The organism is Priestia sp. SRI_019 (assembly GCF_057586255.1).
The window spans coordinates 1302154-1321456 of the sequence record NZ_JBYCZN010000002.1; the positions used below are offsets into that span (position 1 = coordinate 1302154).

Annotated in this window: 18 protein-coding genes; 3 read left to right on the forward strand and 15 right to left on the reverse strand. The window is 39.0% G+C overall.

The window, feature by feature from the left end; genetic code table 11:
- The first annotated feature begins 219 nt into the window (after positions 1-219).
- Complete coding sequence (locus AC2YJL_RS16875) at positions 220-321, forward strand: hypothetical protein (RefSeq protein WP_016763465.1); 102 nt, start codon at positions 220-222, stop codon at positions 319-321.
- An 11-nt stretch (positions 322-332) separates the two neighbouring features.
- On the opposite strand, the gene AC2YJL_RS16880 is transcribed toward AC2YJL_RS16875, so the two are convergent.
- On the reverse strand, positions 333-1328 hold the full coding sequence (locus AC2YJL_RS16880; protein WP_230932092.1) for a DUF2515 family protein: 996 nt from the start codon (positions 1326-1328) through the stop codon (positions 333-335).
- Positions 1329-1401: 73 nt separating this feature from the next.
- Here AC2YJL_RS16880 and recU point away from each other — a divergent pair, with 73 nt between their 5' ends.
- Both recU and AC2YJL_RS16890 read left to right on the forward strand, forming a co-directional pair.
- Entirely contained in the window at positions 1402-2001 is a 600-nt protein-coding gene (gene recU / locus AC2YJL_RS16885; protein ID WP_014460963.1) for a Holliday junction resolvase RecU, read from the forward strand.
- Between the two features lie 63 nt (positions 2002-2064).
- Positions 2065-4893 carry a PBP1A family penicillin-binding protein gene (locus AC2YJL_RS16890; RefSeq protein ID WP_230932091.1) on the forward strand — a complete coding sequence of 943 codons (2829 nt, stop codon included), beginning with the start codon at positions 2065-2067 and terminating at the stop codon, positions 4891-4893.
- A gap of 35 nt (positions 4894-4928) precedes the next feature.
- On the opposite strand, the gene AC2YJL_RS16895 is transcribed toward AC2YJL_RS16890, so the two are convergent.
- From AC2YJL_RS16895 to AC2YJL_RS16960, 14 genes are all read right to left on the reverse strand, one after another.
- Positions 4929-5429, reverse strand: coding sequence for a YpoC family protein (locus AC2YJL_RS16895; RefSeq protein ID WP_230932090.1), 501 nt, complete (start codon positions 5427-5429; stop codon positions 4929-4931).
- Positions 5416-6087: an endonuclease III gene (nth, locus tag AC2YJL_RS16900; RefSeq protein ID WP_230932089.1), complete on the reverse strand. Its 672-nt coding sequence runs from the start codon at positions 6085-6087 to the stop codon at positions 5416-5418. Before nth ends, AC2YJL_RS16895 begins: the two co-directional genes overlap by 14 nt.
- 140 nt (positions 6088-6227) lie before the next feature.
- Entirely contained in the window at positions 6228-6935 is a 708-nt protein-coding gene (locus tag AC2YJL_RS16905; protein WP_028407970.1) for a DnaD domain-containing protein, read from the reverse strand.
- Positions 6936-7269: 334 nt separating this feature from the next.
- Positions 7270-8562 carry an asparagine--tRNA ligase gene (gene asnS, locus AC2YJL_RS16910; protein ID WP_028407969.1) on the reverse strand — a complete coding sequence of 431 codons (1293 nt, stop codon included), beginning with the start codon at positions 8560-8562 and terminating at the stop codon, positions 7270-7272.
- 157 nt (positions 8563-8719) lie between these two features.
- Positions 8720-9904, reverse strand: coding sequence for a pyridoxal phosphate-dependent aminotransferase (locus tag AC2YJL_RS16915; protein ID WP_013082327.1), 1185 nt, complete (start codon positions 9902-9904; stop codon positions 8720-8722).
- A 133-nt stretch (positions 9905-10037) separates the two neighbouring features.
- Positions 10038-10526, reverse strand: coding sequence for a cell wall elongation regulator TseB-like domain-containing protein (locus AC2YJL_RS16920; protein ID WP_050690686.1), 489 nt, complete (start codon positions 10524-10526; stop codon positions 10038-10040).
- Positions 10527-10537: 11 nt separating this feature from the next.
- Entirely contained in the window at positions 10538-10708 is a 171-nt protein-coding gene (locus AC2YJL_RS16925; protein WP_013056102.1) for a YpmA family protein, read from the reverse strand.
- 188 nt (positions 10709-10896) lie between these two features.
- Positions 10897-11694, reverse strand: coding sequence for a ComEC/Rec2 family competence protein (locus AC2YJL_RS16930; RefSeq protein WP_195695013.1), 798 nt, complete (start codon positions 11692-11694; stop codon positions 10897-10899).
- 89 nt (positions 11695-11783) lie between these two features.
- Positions 11784-14585, reverse strand: a complete 2802-nt coding sequence (gene dinG, locus AC2YJL_RS16935) for an ATP-dependent DNA helicase DinG (protein WP_230932088.1) — start codon at positions 14583-14585, stop codon at positions 11784-11786.
- Positions 14586-14787: 202 nt separating this feature from the next.
- Positions 14788-15171: an aspartate 1-decarboxylase gene (gene panD, locus AC2YJL_RS16940; protein ID WP_050690683.1), complete on the reverse strand. Its 384-nt coding sequence runs from the start codon at positions 15169-15171 to the stop codon at positions 14788-14790.
- Positions 15172-16029: a pantoate--beta-alanine ligase gene (gene panC, locus AC2YJL_RS16945; RefSeq protein ID WP_195695014.1), complete on the reverse strand. Its 858-nt coding sequence runs from the start codon at positions 16027-16029 to the stop codon at positions 15172-15174.
- A gap of 1 nt (position 16030) precedes the next feature.
- On the reverse strand, positions 16031-16864 hold the full coding sequence (gene panB / locus AC2YJL_RS16950; RefSeq protein WP_028407963.1) for a 3-methyl-2-oxobutanoate hydroxymethyltransferase: 834 nt from the start codon (positions 16862-16864) through the stop codon (positions 16031-16033).
- 271 nt (positions 16865-17135) lie between these two features.
- Positions 17136-18125, reverse strand: a complete 990-nt coding sequence (locus tag AC2YJL_RS16955) for a biotin--[acetyl-CoA-carboxylase] ligase (protein WP_082178525.1) — start codon at positions 18123-18125, stop codon at positions 17136-17138.
- Positions 18110-19303 carry a CCA tRNA nucleotidyltransferase gene (locus AC2YJL_RS16960; protein ID WP_028407961.1) on the reverse strand — a complete coding sequence of 398 codons (1194 nt, stop codon included), beginning with the start codon at positions 19301-19303 and terminating at the stop codon, positions 18110-18112. Before AC2YJL_RS16960 ends, AC2YJL_RS16955 begins: the two co-directional genes overlap by 16 nt.

Below are 19303 nucleotides of genomic sequence, written 5' to 3' on the forward strand. Positions count from 1 at the left end.
CTCCAAATTTTCCTTTGCATAACGTATTCTCTCTTTTCTTCATTGTCCCTTCACACATGACAAAACTAGTTTCTATTCGTCAAAGAAAGATGTTTTCGACATTTTCATTTATGGTGAATCGAAAGTGAGCATATTGAAAACACTAGTATAGACATTTCAGCTAAGCAGATACATTCCGCTGCTGAACGTTTATTACAACATGATAGGAGGTGCCTAGATATGGCCAACAAACAGCAAAAATCACAGCCTAAAAATAAGCCTGAAACAAAAACCTACGGTGATCCTAAAAAGTTAAACGGTCCTAACCAGCCTTCTACTTAAGAACAAAACGGTCACTTGTGACCGTTTTTATTTACATTAAATACTTGCGCTACTTTCATTAATATATACAGCTGCTTTTGCTTTTGAAGATACCACTTTGTAAAATGAACTTTCTTTGGAAAAGACGGCTTTTTCATGAGCTTTCGTTCCTCTTTTTTCGTTAAAAACCACTCTTCTCTCTTCTTTTCATGATGTCTAATAGGCGGATACACCATTCGAAGAGCAGGTGTACGGCAACTGGTTTCATTCACAAAATACTGCTCATAGTCGTATCTCGAACCCGTATGCATTGTTTTCAAAGAAAATTCATAAAACAAGGGATAATACTTTTCATGAAATAATAAAGCCGCTAATTTCTTCCCTAAATCAATCCGATTATTTATTTTTGTAAAATCATGAACAGAACAACCGTATAATTCCCCTTTTGTAGTAGGAAAAAGGACGGAACTAAAGTGGAATACATCTTGAAAAAGAAACAGCGTACTTTTAAACACTCTATCTTGATAAAAAGGCTGTTCAATAACGGGCTGTTGAATAACATGCTGCTCATTCACAATTAACGCATGAATAAGCTGCAGTTCACAAGGTCTCTGCATAAATTGTCTCCACTTCTCTTCGATAAAAGATGAAACATTTAAATAGGGAAGTAAATGAACGTAAGAGACATGTTTTTTACGCGAAACAGCATACAATAGTAATTGCGGGAAGGCATCTTTAAAAATAAGCCAATTGGCTCTTTCATACGTCAAAAATAATAAATCGCGCGTTTGCTTTGATAACGCTTTTTTCATGTTTTTCCCTTGCAAATCACACATATTCCATCCCGCGTTTCGTGATACCATACTTGCGAGAAATGCCCACTTTACTTCAGGATATCTATGATAAAAAGTTGCATAAGCCTGGGTTCTTGATATATTATCAATATTCAGCTTGTCTGTGGTTTTTTCAATCGCCGTCAACAGCGCTTGTTCCGAACTATTGAGTGACATCTCTTCATCTTCTTTCATCTATTTTTATTTGTAGGATTTGGTATAATAGAATTTGTTTGTTTAATAGATTTACATTAAAGGAGTGATGGTTATGATTCGCTATCCTAACGGAAAGGCCTATAAGCCATTGAATACCAGCAGTCCTTCCCCTAAAAAGCTAGAAGCTAGCTATAGCAATCGTGGTATGACGCTGGAGGACGATTTAAACGAAACAAACGAATACTATGTTTCAAAAGGAATAGCCATTGTTCACAAAAAACCAACCCCTGTTCAAATTGTAAAAGTAGACTACCCGAAGAGAAGTGCCGCTGTTATCAAAGAAGCTTATTTTAAACAGGCTTCTACTACAGACTATAATGGAGTCTATAAAGGAAAACACCTTGACTTTGAAGCAAAAGAAACGAGAAATAAAACCTCATTTCCGCTGCGTAATTTTCATGAACATCAAATTGAACATATGAAGCAAATTGTGAAACAAAACGGGATTTGTTTCGTTATATTAATGTTCTCTACTTTACAAGAAATATACTTGTTCGAAGCACAGTTCCTTTTTCCTTATTGGGATGCCATGAAAAAAGATGGACGAAAATCAATCCCTAAGGCAGATATTGAAAAAAAAGGACATTTCATCGAACTTGGTTACCATCCGAGAATCGATTACATAAAAACTATAGATAAATTATACTTTTAAGAGTATGATATATATGTTTACGGAAATCATTCTCTTACAATGCGTTGAAAGGTAGGAGTTTTTATGTCAGATAATTATCGCTCTCGTGAAGAACGACGAAGAGCTATGAATGACAACAAACCAGAAGGTAAATCTCAAGGAAAACCGAAAAAGAAGAAAAAAGGAGGCCTATTTCGTAAAATTGTTGCCGCAGTTTTACTGATAGGAATCATCGGGCTCATTGCCGGAGTGGGAACTTTTTTTGCTATGATAAGCGATGCTCCAAAAGTTGATGACTCGGTATTAAAAAACTCTTTTTCATCTAAAGTATATGCAAACGATGGAAAGACAGTTGTAAAAGAAATTGGAGCTCAAAAACGTACATATGTGCAATACGATGAAATCCCCCAAGTCGTCAAAAACGCATTTATCGCTACGGAAGACGTTCGTTTTTATAAACATCACGGCGTCGACTTTTACCGAATTGGCGGAGCATTAATGGCGAACTTTAAAAACGGTTTCGGTGCTGAGGGCGGTAGTACGATTACTCAGCAAGTGGTAAAGAATTCGTTCTTATCACCAAAGAAGACGGTTAAACGTAAAGTACAAGAAATGTGGTTAGCTTACCAGCTTGAGCGTAAATATTCGAAGCAACAAATTCTTGAAATGTATTTAAACAAAATATATTTCGCATCAGGTGAAGTATACGGTATTGAACGAGCAGCTGAGAAATTTTACGGAGTTAAAAGCGTAAAAGATTTAACTCTCGATGAAGCTGCTATGTTGGCAGGCTTACCAAAAGCGCCAACTACTTATAACCCAGTTACAAACCCAGAGAATGCTACTAAACGCCGTAACACAGTATTAAACTTAATGGCTAAAAACGGCTTCATTACACAAGCCGAGGCCGACAAAGCAAAACAAGTAGATGTACAGGCTCACTTAGCTAAACAAACTGAATCAACATCTAAGTACGATGTATTTATTGACCAAGTAATCGAAGAAGTAAAAAAGAAAACAGACGCGGATCCATTTTCTGCGGGTTTAGAAATTTATACAACGCTTGACACTAATGCTCAGGACTATGTGGATGATGTGATGAATAACAAAGTAGTCAACTTCCCGAACGATAAATTCCAAGCAGGTCTTGTCGTTGTAGATAATGAAACAGGCGGTATTCAAGCAATTGGGGGCGGACGTAATCGCGTATCAGGCGGCTTAAACTTTGCAACAAATATGAGACGTCAGCCAGGCTCAACAATTAAGCCGATCTTAGATTACGGTCCAGCGATTGAAAACTTAAAGTGGTCCACTGGACAACCGATAAAAGATGAAGAATATCATTATTCAGACGGCACGCCAATCCGAAACTTTGGACGCAATTATAAAGGATGGGTTTCAGCGCGTGAAGCTTTAGGACGCTCACTGAACATCCCTGCTTTAAAAGCGTTTCAAGCAACCGGTGCAGACAAAGCTAAAGAGTTTGCTACGGGCCTTGGGCTAAAATTAGATAAAGAAGACGGCGAAGCTTACTCTGAGGCTTATTCTATCGGAGGCTTCCGTACAGGTGTTACACCTCTACAAATGGCTGGAGCCTATAGTGCTTTTGCAAATGAAGGTATGTACAATGCACCGCATACAGTGACAAAGGTAAAATTCCCAGATGGAACAGAAATTGATTTAACGCCAAAATCAAAACGCGCAATGCAAGATTACACGGCATTTATGATGACGGACATGATGAAATCTGTTGTAAACGAATCCTATGGTACAGCTCGTGCTGTTCGTACACCAGGATTAGAAATTGCGGGTAAAACGGGAACTTCGAACTTTAGTGCTGCAGAAAAGCAACGATACAACATTCCAGACGCTGGTGAAAAAGACGTTTGGTTTAATGGGTTTACGCCAAACTATACGATTTCGGTATGGACAGGCTATGAAACTGCTAAAGACGGCTATATTTTAAGTCCTAATGAAACAGGCATGGCAAAAAATATCTTTAAGCATGTTATTACTCATATTTCTGAAGGCAAACCTAAAGGAAGTTTCAAGCAGCCGGACAGCGTAGTTGAACGTTCCGTGGAAAAGCCAACGGGCAAAGACTTAAAACGCCCAAGCGGCTCTACTCCTTCGAGCTTAATTACTAAAGAATACTTTGTGCGCGGTACTGCACCGACAAAAGTATCTCAAACGTTTGTGAAGAAAGAAAAAGAAGAAAAGAAAGAAGATAAAAAAGAGGACAAAAAAGAGAAAAAAGACAATAAAGATGTGAAGCCAAAAATTACTGCTTCGTATAGCGGAGGAGCAATTTCAGTTAACTGGTCAGCGTCAAACGCAGCCAGTGATACGACCTTTACAGTCACAATGTCATCTCCTAACGGTTCTGAACAACTCGCATCTGGCGCAGGAGCCGGTGGAAAAACAATTTCCAACCCAGCACCAGGCGCAACGTATAGTTTCACCGTAACAACAAATACGGGCGAAAGCGCTAGTTCTTCTGTAAAAGTCCCTGATTCATCAAATCAAGCTACCGAAGATGATTCTACTAAGCCTGAAGATGACGGAACAACGGACGATAATCAAAATGAAGACAATAGCAATACTGATCAAAACAACGGCTCTGATCAAGGTGACGATTCATCTACTCAGCCGGATGATAACCAAAACAGCAATAATGGCAGCAATAGCGGCGGTAACAATAGCGGGAATACCGATAATAACAATAATGATAGCGGCAATGCTAACGATGGTAATAGCGGCAACAACAACAACAATAATAACGGAGGCACAACTCCTCCTCCAGCAGACAACGGTGGAAGTGACTCAGGAAGTCAAACACCACAAACTCCTGCTACACCATCGACACCGTCAACACCTGCTACACCGCAGCAAGAGCCAACAACTGAAAATTAACGTAGCAGTAAAAAGCCCCTACACGTGTAGGGGCTTTATTGCTTGTGAAGAATAAGCATTTTTGCATACTGCTTACGCAGCTCATTAAATAATTCTGTCAGCTGAATATACGCTTGATAAGAAGAAACTCGCTGCAGCAAAAACATAAGTCTCTCAGCACAGTTAATAGGCTTATAGGTTAGGTCCGCTATGTCTTCTTGCAGCCGATTTAAACGCCGAACGGGCTGTCCATTAATCCAAAACAGTAAACTAATATACATAGCAGCAGCTTGTTTCATACAAGGGGCTGCTTCTTTTGCTTTTCGCTGAGAAAAAAGCGTATACAGTTCTTCCCTTTGAGTTTCCCACTTTTCAAAAAATGGCCGTATGTTCTTTTGAACATCCCTCCAAGGTGTTTTCGTTTCTTTATGTACATCGTATAAAATATCATAAGCAAAATAATTTCTTCCATTTTTTTTATCTACTTCAAGAACCCGATCTTCTTTTGAATAGAATGGTTCGCATATGAAATGTGACGGCACTTCAATCGGTAACATCTGTCTTCTTCTCTTTTCCTTTCATTCGTTTCTTTCCTTCTCGGCAGAGATCAAGAAGCGGGCAGACATGACATTGAGGAGACTGTGCTTTACAGTGATAGCGTCCAAAAAAGATAAGTCGATGATGCGTAACGGACCATTCATCTTTCGGAATTTTCCTCATCAGCGTTTTTTCTACTTCCAAAACGGAATCTTTCCACCTGCAAATCCCAAGGCGTTTACTTACACGTTCTACATGCGTATCCACTGCTATTGACGGTACTCCAAAAGCTACGGATACAACAACATTAGCCGTCTTACGCCCTACTCCTGGAAGATTGGTCAGCTCATCACGATCTGTTGGAACTTCTCCTCCGTATTCATCAATGAGCATGCGGCAGAGCTTTTGAATATTTTTAGCTTTATTTCTATATAAGCCGATTGATCTAATATCTTGCTGCAGCTCTTCTAACGAAACGGCTAAATAGTCTTCAGGCGTTTGATATTTCTTGAATAACTCCGCTGTTACGCGGTTGACTAAAGCATCTGTGCACTGAGCAGATAGCGCTACAGCAATGACTAAATCAAAGGGATTCCGATGATTTAACTCACAGTGAGCGTCAGGAAACATTTCCGCCATAGCATCTAGACACTGTCTGATTTGTTTTAACGTTAACATACTAGTTCTCCTTCTTCTTACAGGTAGTTCCCTCCTATTTTACAATAGGGTTCCTGTCAAATGCTACTCTTGTCCGTATTCTTTTAAAAAAGCTGCTTCAAGATTCAATTACTTGGATCTTGAAGCAGCTTTTTATCCTGTCATTGCTCTAGCCAATTAAAAAAAGGAATGGCTGATGTAGACTGAGAAGGGTTAACAGAAGATAGTTTTTTGGGCTGTTGATTTTGACGAAATTTTTGGCTATGCTTGCGGGCTTGATCAATGGTCCGAATACCATTTTTCTTCCATTCAAATAAAATACGATCAATATACCGGAAGTTTAATTTTCCAGACATCACCGACTCTCTTAGTGCCGCTTTAATAATAATGGGATCATGATGATCTTGATCAATCCACATCGCTAGCGTTTCGCATTCAAACGGAGACAATGCTCTGCCGAACTCTTTTTCAAACATTGTATATAAATTAAGCTCTTCTTGTTCTTCTTCGTTTTTTTCTACTTCTCTTGTTTCTTGCATCATATGATGAATAAGCTTTTCCCAAAGCGGTTTTAATGAATAACGTTCACAAATAAGGGCGTTTTGCTGTTGATCTTGCTCAATAGATAAAAAGCCGCGCTGAATTAATGCTCGCAGCGTATCCATGCAGACAGCACTTGAAATACTCATTTTTGCCGCCAATTCGTTAGGTGTCGGGAAACCTTCACCGCCTTCAATGGAAACATAAATATGCATTAACGTCATGAATTCCGTTTCGTTCATTCCCAAATCGCTATAGTGATTAAACAGCAGCTTCGGAATTGAAACTGTGCCTTGTTCAAACCATTCAATTAACGTTTCTTTTTTCATATCCGAACACCTCAGTAGTTAGTATATCATGAAGTTTATAGTCAAAGTAATAATTATTCGAAGCTAAAAAGCTTCTATGTAAAACTTTCCGCTGAAACCGTACCATTGCTCTGCACATATAAAATATATACGAACGATGACTTCCTTCCAAGAATATTACACTAACTTATTTTTTCGAGAATTGCAACTCCCTTTTAAGTTAGACTCTTTTCTATGTTTGCCTTTGTTTCCTTATGATATAAGTAAAAGCCTCGTTTATCTTTTCTTTTTATGATTCATAAAAAAGCTAAAAAAGTATCCTGACTACAAGAGTCAGAATACTTTTTTCACTTCCTTACGGGTATAAACGGTTTAATAAGCGTGGGAATGGAATCGTTTCACGAACGTGTTCTACGCCGCTAATCCATGCTACCGTACGCTCAAGGCCTAAACCAAATCCTGAATGTGGAACTGAGCCATACTTACGAAGCTCTAAATACCACTTATACGTTTCAGTATCTAATTTATGCTCTTCTACACGCTGAGCTAAAAGCTCTTGATCATGAATACGTTCAGAGCCTCCAATGATTTCTCCGTAGCCTTCTGGTGCGATTAAGTCTGCACATAATACTACGTCTTCATTTGTTGGATCTGGCTGCATATAAAATGGTTTTAATGACGTTGGATAGTGTGTAATGAATACCGGCTTGTCATAGCTTTCTGCGATAGCCGTTTCATGCGGTGCTCCAAAGTCATCTCCCCACTGAATGTCTGTAAATCCTTTTTCATGTAAGAATTTAAGAGCGTCATCGTACGAAATACGAGGGAATGGCGCTTTAATTTGTTCTAACTTAGATGTATCACGGCCTAGTACATTTAACTCTAACTTACAGTTTGTTAAAACAGATTGTACGACATGAGACACATACTCTTCCTGTACTTTCAAGTTATCTTCGAATTGGTAGAAAGCCATCTCTGGTTCAATCATCCAAAACTCAATTAAATGACGGCGTGTTTTAGATTTTTCAGCACGGAACGTTGGACCGAATGAAAATACTTTTCCAAGCGCCATTGCCGCTGCTTCCATATAGAGCTGTCCACTTTGAGAAAGATATGCATCCTCGTCAAAATATTTCGTGTGGAATAATTCTGTTGTTCCTTCAGGAGCACTTCCTGTTAGGATTGGCGGATCTACTTTTGTAAACCCGTTTTCGTTAAAGAATTCATACGTTGCACGAATAATTTCGTTACGAACCTTCATAACAGCATGCTGACGTTTAGAACGCAGCCATAAATGACGGTTATCCATTAAGAACTCTGTTCCATGTTCTTTTGGCGTAATTGGATAATCAACAGCTTCATGAATAACTTCAAGGCTTGTAACTGTTAACTCATAGCCAAACGGTGAGCGCTCATCTTCACGTACTACACCTGTTACATATAGTGATGATTCTTGCGTCATAGATTTAGCTAATTTAAAAGTTTCTTCTTCTACTTCAGCTTTTACAACTACCCCTTGCATGAATCCTGATCCATCGCGCAGCTGTAAAAAGGCAATTTTACCACTTGAACGTTTATTCGCTAACCAAGCACCAATTGTTACTTCTTTTCCTACATGCTTGCTTGCTTCTGAAATCGTAATTTTCACGATTAATATCCCTCCAAAAAACTTACATTTCGTAATTATGTATGCCATCCTATTATACATTTCGACAAACATAATAACAAGTAACAAACAAAAAGAGCCTTCTAACACGTGTGATTTGTGCTAAAAAGCTCTTTTGTTTCTATCTATTGTTACTTTTTTATTTCATGTGACGAGTCATGAATGATTGAATTCGTTCTAATGCCTTTTCTAGCAAATCTAGTGATGTAGCATAAGAAAGACGTACGTTTTCAGGTGAACCGAATCCTGATCCAGGAACTAGGGCTACCTTCTCTTCTTCTAAAATAGCTTCTACCCAAGCATCAACTGTATCAAAGCCCGTTAACTTTGCAGCTTCAATTGCGTTAGGGAATAAGTAGAAAGCACCCTGTGGCTTTAAGCATGAGAACCCTGGAATGTTAATCAGCTTTTCATGAATCACGTTTAGACGCTCTTCAAAAGCTTGTCGCATCATTTCCACCGGCTCTTGAGTGCCGTTATAAGCAGCAATTGTTGCATATTGAGCAATAGATGTTGGATTTGACGTGCTGTGACTCGCTAGGTTTGTCATCGCTTTAATAACTGTAGCATCACCAGCTGCATATCCAATGCGCCAGCCCGTCATGGAATGTGACTTAGAAACACCGTTAATGATAATTGTTTTTTCTTTTAACGCTGGTGAAAGCTGTGCAATCGATACATGTTCATTTTGACCGTATACAAGCTTTTCATAAATTTCATCTGATACGATAAAAATATCGTGCTTCAAGCAAACTTCTCCTAAAGCTTGAAGCTCTTCTCTTGTGTAAATCATACCTGTTGGGTTGCTTGGTGAATTGATAATAACAGCTTTGGTTTTAGCAGTAATAGCCGCTTCTAATTGTTCAGGTGTGATTTTAAATTCGTTATTTTCAGAACCTTCAACGAATACTGGTGTACCTTCTGCTAACTTTACTTGCTCAGGATAACTTACCCAGTAAGGAGTTGGGATAATCACTTCGTCACCTTCGTCTAACAGAACTTGAAATAACGTATACAGTGCGTGCTTAGCACCTGTACAAACAATAATTTCAGAAGGTGAATACGTCAGGCCTTGGTCGCGTTTGAATTTTTCAATTACCGCTTCTTTTAATGGTGCAAGGCCGCCTGCTGGCGTATATTTTGTCTGACCATCATTCATTGCTGTGACAGCCGCTTCTAAAATGTGCTGCGGCGTATTAAAATCAGGTTCCCCTGCTCCAAGTCCAATCACATCATGACCAGCCGCTTTCAATTCTTTCGCTTTTGCTGTAATCGCTAATGTTGATGATGGCGTTAATGCTGATACACGTTTTGCTAACTTCACTAAAATCTCCCCCTATGAACTAAAGCTATAATCAGCCCGCGGGCTGATTATAGATAAAAAATTGGCTTCATTTTCATAAAGCGCTGAAATCTTATATTATGACACATATGGCATTTCATATGGTATAAACGATTTATGATTGAGATAAGCTGTATCGTTTTATAAATTCACCGCTAGAGAAATCAAGATAATAGTATGTTAAATGTTTCTTATCTTTCTCCACATATGTTACTTCCCACAGCGGCTTTTTCTTTTCAATGCCTAGGCGCACCGACTTAATTTCCTGCGGGTTTTTATCATTTTTCACAATGGAAATGGCTTTTTCTTTTGTGATCCCGCTGCTTGCTTTCTTTAAAACTGCTGTTTGTTTTTTGCTTTTAGGCATCCAAGCAATTACCTTTTGATTGCTTCGGTTTGTACCTTCTACTACATAAAATGCATGATTGCCGAAATATGGCTGGGTGCTTGTGACAGATTTCAAATTAAATTCTTTTTTTGCTTGAGATGCTGCTTTTTCCTCAGCAGACTGCACATCCTTCACGGACGAGTGATAAATGCTAAAAGAAATGCCCCCGATAATTAAAAGCACAGCAGCTACCGCTACAATAATTAACTTTTTCATAAAATCCCTACTTATGTACGATAAATTGTAAATACAGCTTTGCTTTGATCTTCTTCATCTAGCGCTAATCCGAACATCAAATCTTGCTTTTTCAACGTGCGATTCAAACTATCAACAATTTTATATAAATCCGAGGAATTTTCCACGCGGACAGTTGATAATACTTCAATCCTACTTTCCATTGTAAACCTCCTAGCTCGTCTATCACGACGCAAAAATGACGATATCCGTATTATAACAGGTATCAAAAACCATCGTCATCTTTTTCACTCATCAATCCCGTCTGTACGTTTTGCGTAAAAACCGAATAAATAAGTAAACATATATAATATTATAAGGAATTTACCTCTTTTTGCAAAAGGAAATTTGTTTATTTTGCAGAAAATTTCATCACATCATAGGATTTTAGCGACATTTTAATAGAGTAAGCGCTCCCCTCTCTTACGTCATATAATTCAATCCATTCAGCTGTTAAATTTGAAAGCAGTCGAGGGGAATAGGAACGGCCTGGTTTCGTAAACATAACGGCAAGCTGTGTATCTAATTGCTTCAAAAATGCATTCGAAAAAAACGTTCCCTCTCCAAAATTAGGAATTTTTAATACATCTACATGGGTAAGAGGAATGCGTAAAAACTTTTCTTCTACTTCATCTGAGCTGCTCATTGCATATAGAATCCGATGTTCTCCGATCGTAAATAATAGATCCATAGCCGCTGTTTTTTGCTTCGATGCATGCAAGACATCAACGTGTATATTATCTGTTAACTGAAATAAATCATTTTCTTTCCACTTCTCTGTTTGAAATTCCGCCTGGTACTGAGCCGGGACAATAATACGCTCTATATGATAATCATTCACAGCTCGCTGAACATTTGAATCATAGTACTTTTGCTGTTTTGTAATCACTAATTGGTTAATTTTTTTCACTTTATATCGCTTCAACCACTTTTTTAGCTCGGGATAGGAAGATGTATCGCCGGTATTTATCAAAATGGTCTCACCGCTTCCATCTTGAATCAGACTCGCTTCTCCAGCTGAAAGAGGTAGAAAGGTAATCACTACTTCATCAGCTTGCAAACCAAAATCTACGTTTTTAATGACGGCTGCTGAAACCGAACAGTTCATCAAACTAAAAAACAGTACAGCACTTAGCAATATTTTAAACATACACTGTCCTCATTTGCTTATCATAGTATATTACTATCGTCTCTCAAGTGAAGAAACTATATGCATAAAAAAAAGACTTAAGCGTATGCTCAAGTCTTTTCATTCCACCATTCTTTGTAGTCCAGTAAGATATTCGAAAACGTTTTTTGCACAACCTGGACTTTTGGAAGTGAATGAAGAAAATGGTATCCATATGCTGTTCGCGTAATACGATTATCAAAAATAAATATAGCTCCTCGGTCACTTTTGGAACGAATCAACCGTCCAAATCCTTGTTTAAAACGGATAACGGCCTGAGGAAGTGAATAATTCATAAAAGGACTTTTTCCTTCTTTTTTCATCTGCTCAAATTTAGCTGTCAGCAGAGGTTGATTAGGCGATGAAAAAGGAAGTCTGACAATTACGAGACATGATAATAAATCTCCTGGCAGATCAATTCCTTCCCACAGGCTGTTTGTACCTAAAAGAATAGAATGCTCAAACTGGCTGAAGTCTTTTAGCAGTCTATTACGATTTCTAGTTGTGACTCCTTGACCGAGCAGTACAAACTCTTCAAGATCGTTTAACTCTTTTAAATAACCATACGTAGCTTTCAACATGTCATAGGAAGTAAAAAGCACCAGCATACGACCATTTGTTACTTTAGCTACGTCAAGAATACTTTCTGCCATCATAGCGCTATACTCATATAATGATACTTCGTTAACAGCAGGCATATCTTGAGGAATATAGACTTTAGCTTGCTTCTCATAATCAAACTCGGAAGGGAGAATGAGTTGAGCAGGCTGAAAGTCATATAACCCTAGCTCTTGAATTAAATAATCAAATGTTCCATTTACCGTCAATGTAGCCGATGTTAAAATAACGCTTTGTTTCTTAGCGAAAAATTCATCAGCCAGCGTATCGGCAATGGAAGTAGGCTGACTATAGATATACGTAGCATTCGCTGCTCCTTTTGGTTCAATCTCAAACCACGTTACGTGATGACTCTGCTGTTTGAACAGAAGCTTTTCTATTTGCTGAGATATGTGTTCAAATCCTTTAACAGCCGTTTGAAATTCATGAAGAGACGACTGTTCATTTTTTGTGACTTTGTCATATAGTTCGTCAAAGGAATGTCTTGCCCCATCATTCCATGTAAAAAGATCGTGAATTAAAAAACGAATGCGCGACGCTGCTTCTTGAATAGCCGTCCAGTAATGCCCATGCTCTTTTTCCACTTTATATCGATAGCTGCTTCTTCCAATCTCGCCCTGCTGATTGCCGATTCTTTTTTGGACAAAAGAATGAATCAAACGAAATAAGTCATCGCACTCAGAATGAAGCTGCACAAACAGGTTTTGAAGCAGTTCAGTGTTAAGCTCGATGCTATATTTTACAAAGGTATGATGAACTTTTTTTAACAGCCCTTTGTCTTGAATGGTTCCGATTCGGTTTAATAGCGCATGAACCGCAAAATAATCTAAGCGCTCCCCCAGCTCTTCTCCGGCAATGTCTTCTAAGTGATGTGCCTCGTCAATAATAATCTGTTCATACTCAGGCAGCAGCTCATGATTACTCATCACATCCATCAACAGCAAGCGATGATTTGTCACTACTATGTGGGCATTTTGCGCTCTGTTCTGCGCTCGTTCATAAAAAGAATAAAGTTTCCAAGGATGCTTAAAGTCACTTGGAGACGGATTGCTTTCATTTAGCTGTTCCCAAAAAAGTTTGCCGCCAGAAGGCAAGTTTATTTCATCGCTGTCGCCCGTTTCCGTTTCCGTCAGCCAGATAAGCAGCTTCGCTTTTGTTAGGATCGCATCGTAATTATTATTGCGCTCTTTTAAGAGCTGAATAAATTTTCTTATACTAATGTAGTGTTCTCTTCCTTTTAAAACAGCTGCTGTAACAGGAAACGGAACAATCTTTTCTAGAATAGGCACATCTTTTTCGATGATTTGCTGCTGAAGCGTTACCGTGTTAGTTGAGATAATAACTGGGCGATGATGAACAGAAGCATAAAACACGGCGGGGACTAAGTAAGCGTAGGTTTTCCCAATACCGGTCCCGGCTTCAATTAAAGCATGCTCATTACCTGCAAAGCACTCTTGTACAAAGTTCATCATCTCCCACTGCCCTTTTCGTTCTTCAAACAATGGCAGAGCCTGATGGAACAGCTTTTGCTTTTCAGTTTCAAATATTTCATAAGTATGAGAGTGCTGCTTTTCATTAGCTGAATGCGGCTGATATTTGTGTAGCGCAATGCCATGTATAAATTCATAAGAATCATCCTCGGCATAGCTTTTATCATCTATAACTTGTTGAATCAGTTCTCCAATTTCACTTTTAAAGTGCAAGCTTAGCGCATACAGCTGCTTCAAGGTTGTTAGAGGCAGCTTCTTTAATTTTTCAATTAGTAACAGTAAAATACGTGCCGTTACTTCTGCATCACTATCTGCTTGATGAGGGTTTTCATGTTCAATATGTAAATACTCAGCTAATTGGCTAAGTTTGTACCCATCAACTGTAGGCAGCAGAATCCGGGCCAGTTCGACGGTATCTACGGTTGAATTATAAAGCGTCTCCTCTCCGCACTGATAGAGTTCTTCTTGTAAAAAAGTTAAATCAAATGCCACATTATGTGCAACAAAATAAGCATCATCTAGTAATTCTATAATTTTAGGTGAAATTTCTTCAAATAAAGGCGCATCTTTCACCATATCATTTTGAATGTTAGTTAGTTGTGTAATAAAAGGCGGAATATCCATACCAGGATTTAAAAAACTAGAAAAACGTTCAACAATTTTGCCGTCTTCTACTATGACAGCAGCAAATTGAATCATTTTATCTCCTTGTTTTGGAGAATGTCCCGTCGTTTCAAGATCTACCACAACAAAGCGTTTATTCACGGTCAACACCTCGCAAGTCTGTCTTTTTATAGTATAAAGTGAAAGCCTGCTCTATATGCTTTAAAAGCGCAACTCCTTCTCGTGAAAAACAGAGAGGCTTTCATACATAGAAGTTTTACTTTAGTGTGTATAGAGGTTTATACCGTTCACTTACTAGCGTATGTATTCAAATAAAAATCCCCCTCATAAAGGGGGACTGTTCTTATAGAATTGTACCAGCTGGTTCTTGTTTAAGCAATTGTTGGATTTTATTCTGCTCATTCATAATCGCTACAGTTGGATGATGGTGAGCTACTTCTTCATTGGCTACGAACGCATAAGAGATAATGATGATAATATCTCCAGGCTGCACGAGTCTTGCAGCAGCTCCATTTAAACAAACTACGCCGCTCCCGCGTTCGCCGGGAATCACGTACGTTTCCAAGCGAGCTCCGTTATTATTGTTTACAATTTGGACTTTTTCGTTTGCTGCGATTCCTACTGCGTCGATGATATCTTCATCAATGGTGATACTGCCAACATAATTTAAGTTGGCTTCAGTTACATGAGCTCTGTGTATTTTAGCATTCATCATCGTGCGAAACATTTAGTTATCCCCCTGTACGTCTACAATTACATTATCAATTAAACGGGCTTTAGAGAATTGAACAGCTAAAGCAATAATGATTTTTCCAGCGGTTTGCTTAATCGTTTTTAGCTCTGGATACGTATAAATTTCGATATAATCCACTTTACCGCTCGTATATTGCTCAATTTCTTTTCGAATGGTCTCTTTAAGGATTTCTACTTGCTTCTCTCCGCTTTCAAGAAGCTGCAGAGCGCTTTGTAAACTCTTAAATAAAACAGGTGCCTCTTCTCTTTCTTTATCTGTTAAATATACGTTGCGAGAACTTTTAGCTAATCCATCTGCTTCTCTCACCGTATCTACTGCTCTAAGCTCCACAGGAAAATTAAAGTCTTCAATTAAGCCATCTACCACAGCAACTTGCTGTGCATCTTTTTTACCAAAGTATGCACGATCCGGTGTTACAATGTGAAAAAGCTTTGTTAGCACCGTGGCTACTCCGTCAAAATGACCGGGGCGCTTCTGTCCACACAATACGTCTACACGATCGGTCACGGTTATAGCAACTGAACGGCTTGACTTATACATTTCCTCTACTGAAGGATAAAATAAATAGTCGACGTTAGCTTCTTTTGCCACGCGCTCATCGCGGTCAAAATCTCTTGGATACGTATCAAAATCTTCATTCGGTCCAAATTGAGTCGGGTTCACAAAAATACTTAGCACCACTACTTCATTTTCTGTGCGAGCCGCTCCAAGCAAAGTAGCGTGGCCTTCATGCAAATAGCCCATCGTGGGGACAAATCCAATTGAACGTCCAAGCTGCTTTTCTTTTTTCATCTCCTGCTGCATGTCTTTAATTGCTGTAATGACTTTCATCTTATTTTCCTCCGTACAGCGCCGTTAACTGCTCTTCTTTCATTGAAAAAGTATGGGCTTCTTTCGGAAACTCTCTTTTTTTCACTTCACTTACATACTGAGAAAGCCCCTGTAAAATAGGCTCATTTATTTTCGCAAATGACTGAACGAATTTTGGCACACGCTCTACTCCGTACGTTAATACATCGTGGTATACAAGTACTTGACCATCCGTATCAGCTCCTGCTCCAATTCCGATTGTTGGAATGCTCAAGCGTTCAGCTACTTGTTTTGCTACTTGTTTAGGAACACATTCTAATACAACAGCAATAGCTCCCGCTTGCTCACACTTGATCGCGTCTTGGATTAGCTGTTTGGCTTCTTTTGCTTCTTTTCCCTGCACTTTATAACCGCCCAGGACACCGACAGACTGAGGTGTTAACCCGAGATGTGCAACAACCGGAATACCAGCTTGCGTCAATTCTGAAATTGTATAAAGAACATCCTTTGCACCTTCTACTTTTAAAGCATGAGCTCCGCTTTCCTGCATAATACGAGCAGCATTTTTCATCGTGTCTTCTTTCGACACGTGATAGGACATAAATGGCATGTCAGTGACGATAAATGTATCAGCAGCTCCTCTTTTAACCGCTTTTGTATGATGAATCATATCATCTACCGTTACAGGAATCGTAGAGTCATATCCTAAAACGACCATTCCTAGAGAATCGCCTACTAAAATCATGTCTACGCCTGCTTCCTCAGCGTACTTAGCTGACGGATAATCGTACGCAGTCAGCATTACAATTGGTTCATTGTTCTGTTTCATACGTAAAAAATCTAATTTTGTTTTCACTAACTTTCTCCTCCTTCTCAGAGGAGATGAGCGCACGTCTGCACACAAAAAGTCCTTCTACCTATAAAAGGAAGAAGGACTTTGACAGACTTCATCTATAAAAAGCACACTTTACCTAATGTGCTTACCTACGCGTCATCCCTCTGTCCTAGTCCTTAATGGATCAAGGCAGATTTATTGTCGTATTAAAAATAAAAAACGAGTATCAAGTGAAGTTCTTGCGATACTACCTTGATACTCGTATTATAATAAAAATTTCTTTATTTTTCTACTATTTTTTAGCAGAGAGCTCAATATCTGCAGAATGAATTCGGTGTATAACTCCTTCATCATCTTCAATCAATAGAACGCCTTCATCTGTTATACCTTTTGCAAAGCCTTCAATGTTGGCTGTCATCGTGCGTGCTATAATTCGCTTGCCAATACTGATCGCATACGTTTCCCAAAGAACTTTAATTAAGCCAAAGCCATTTTTTAGGTATTCTTCGTAAAGGGTTTCTAACTTTAAGAAAAACGCTTGCATCAAAGCTGCACGATTAATTTCTTCACCTTTTTCAATACGTAAAGATGTGGCAATGTGTTTGATTTGTTCATTAAAATCCGTTTCCTGCTGATTCACATTGATGCCAATTCCAATGATGACCGAATGAATCCGGTCAAAATCAGCCTGCATTTCTGTTAAAATCCCAACTAGCTTCTTCCCATTTAATAAAACATCATTAGGCCATTTAATGTCTGGAGAAAGGTTCGTCACTTCTTGAATGGCCTGTACAACAGCCACTGCTGATAGTAGAGTCAGCTGAGGAGCCTGCTGCGGAGGGATAGAAGGACGCAGTATAATACTCATCCAGGCACCAGTATATTTTGGGGAATACCACGCTCTATCAAGTCTTCCTCTCCCTGCCGTTTGCTCTTCAGCAACTACAACCGTTCCTTCTTTTGCTCCTTCTTGAGCAATTCGATGAGCAATTTTTTGAGTAGAATGTACGCTTTCCTCATAATGAATATACTGACCGATTTTTGTTGTTTGGAGCCCTAATAAAAGCTCGTTGCTGCTTACTTTGTTCGGCTTCTCAACAATGCGATAGCCTTTTTTACGAACAGCTTCAAGTTCATAGCCGTCTTTTCGCAGCTCTTCGATATGCTTCCATACAGCTGTTCTTGAACAGCCTAATAAATCGCTGATCTTTTGGCCGGACACATAGTCCCCATCTGCGTTCGTAAACATTTCGAGCAGCGTTCTTCTTATATCTGACTGCAAGACTGCACCCACTTTCTTATTGAAGATTTCGTGTTCATTAACTCATTGTATAGAACTTTCTCCTCAATTTCTTTTAACAGTTGAGACACCCATGGACCACCCTTTTTACCTGTCCACACTAAAAGATCTTGACCATTTATATCTAAATCTTTTAAAGAATGAATAGGCAGCTCGCTATAGATGTAAAGAAGCTCATGTTCATTCATATGCTCATTGCTTCGAAGAAGTTGTAAAATACGATTCACGCTTACGCTGGCCTGCTCTCCAATTGTATACATGATGCGTTTTGACCATCCATTTTCCAAAACGTCTCGAAGACCAATAGACTGAAGCTGAATATCTTTAATTTGCTTATTAGATAATTTCCAGCTTTTAAAAAATGCCTGCTTGTCTTGAATGTCGAGTAGATGTACCAGAAGTGTCCATGACTCCGATACTCGCTGAAGCATCATCCAATCATGTGCACAAACAGATCGGAATTTTTGCGGATCTACATTCAATTGGGGCAAGTAGCGATACAGCTCCGTATCTGCTACAAGTGCTAATGCTAAAGACGGACGCTTTCCGCTCAGCATTTTTTCGAATTCAACTGTAATGCGTTCAATAGAAACATGCCTCAGCAGTTCACCGTATTGCTGAATGGCTCTTTTAGTTTGATCAGACAGCGAAAAAGCCAGCTGACTGACAAAGCGAACGGCTCTCATCATACGAAGAGCATCTTCATGAAAGCGTTCTTTAGCATTTCCGACAGTGCGAATTAACTGGTTTCGTAAATCTTCTCTTCCATTAAATGGATCAATGATTTCTCCTTTTGCATTCATAGCCATTGCATTGATTGTAAAATCGCGACGCTGCAAATCTTCTATAAGAGACGAAATAAACGTAACGGACGAGGGACGACGAAAATCATCATATTCTCCCTCAGAGCGAAAAGTGGTTACCTCATAGGTCTCGTTCTCATGGACAACGACAACCGTACCATGCTCGATTCCTACATGAATCGTCTTAGGAAAGAGTTCCATCACTTGTTCAGGCCTAGCTGACGTAGCGATATCAATATCTCCAATCGTCCGATTTAAAATGAGATCCCGGACCGCTCCTCCAACAAAATACGCTTCGTAACCGGCTGTCTCCAGTTTTTCAATAATATAAAGCGGATGAATGAACGGTTCTTTCAT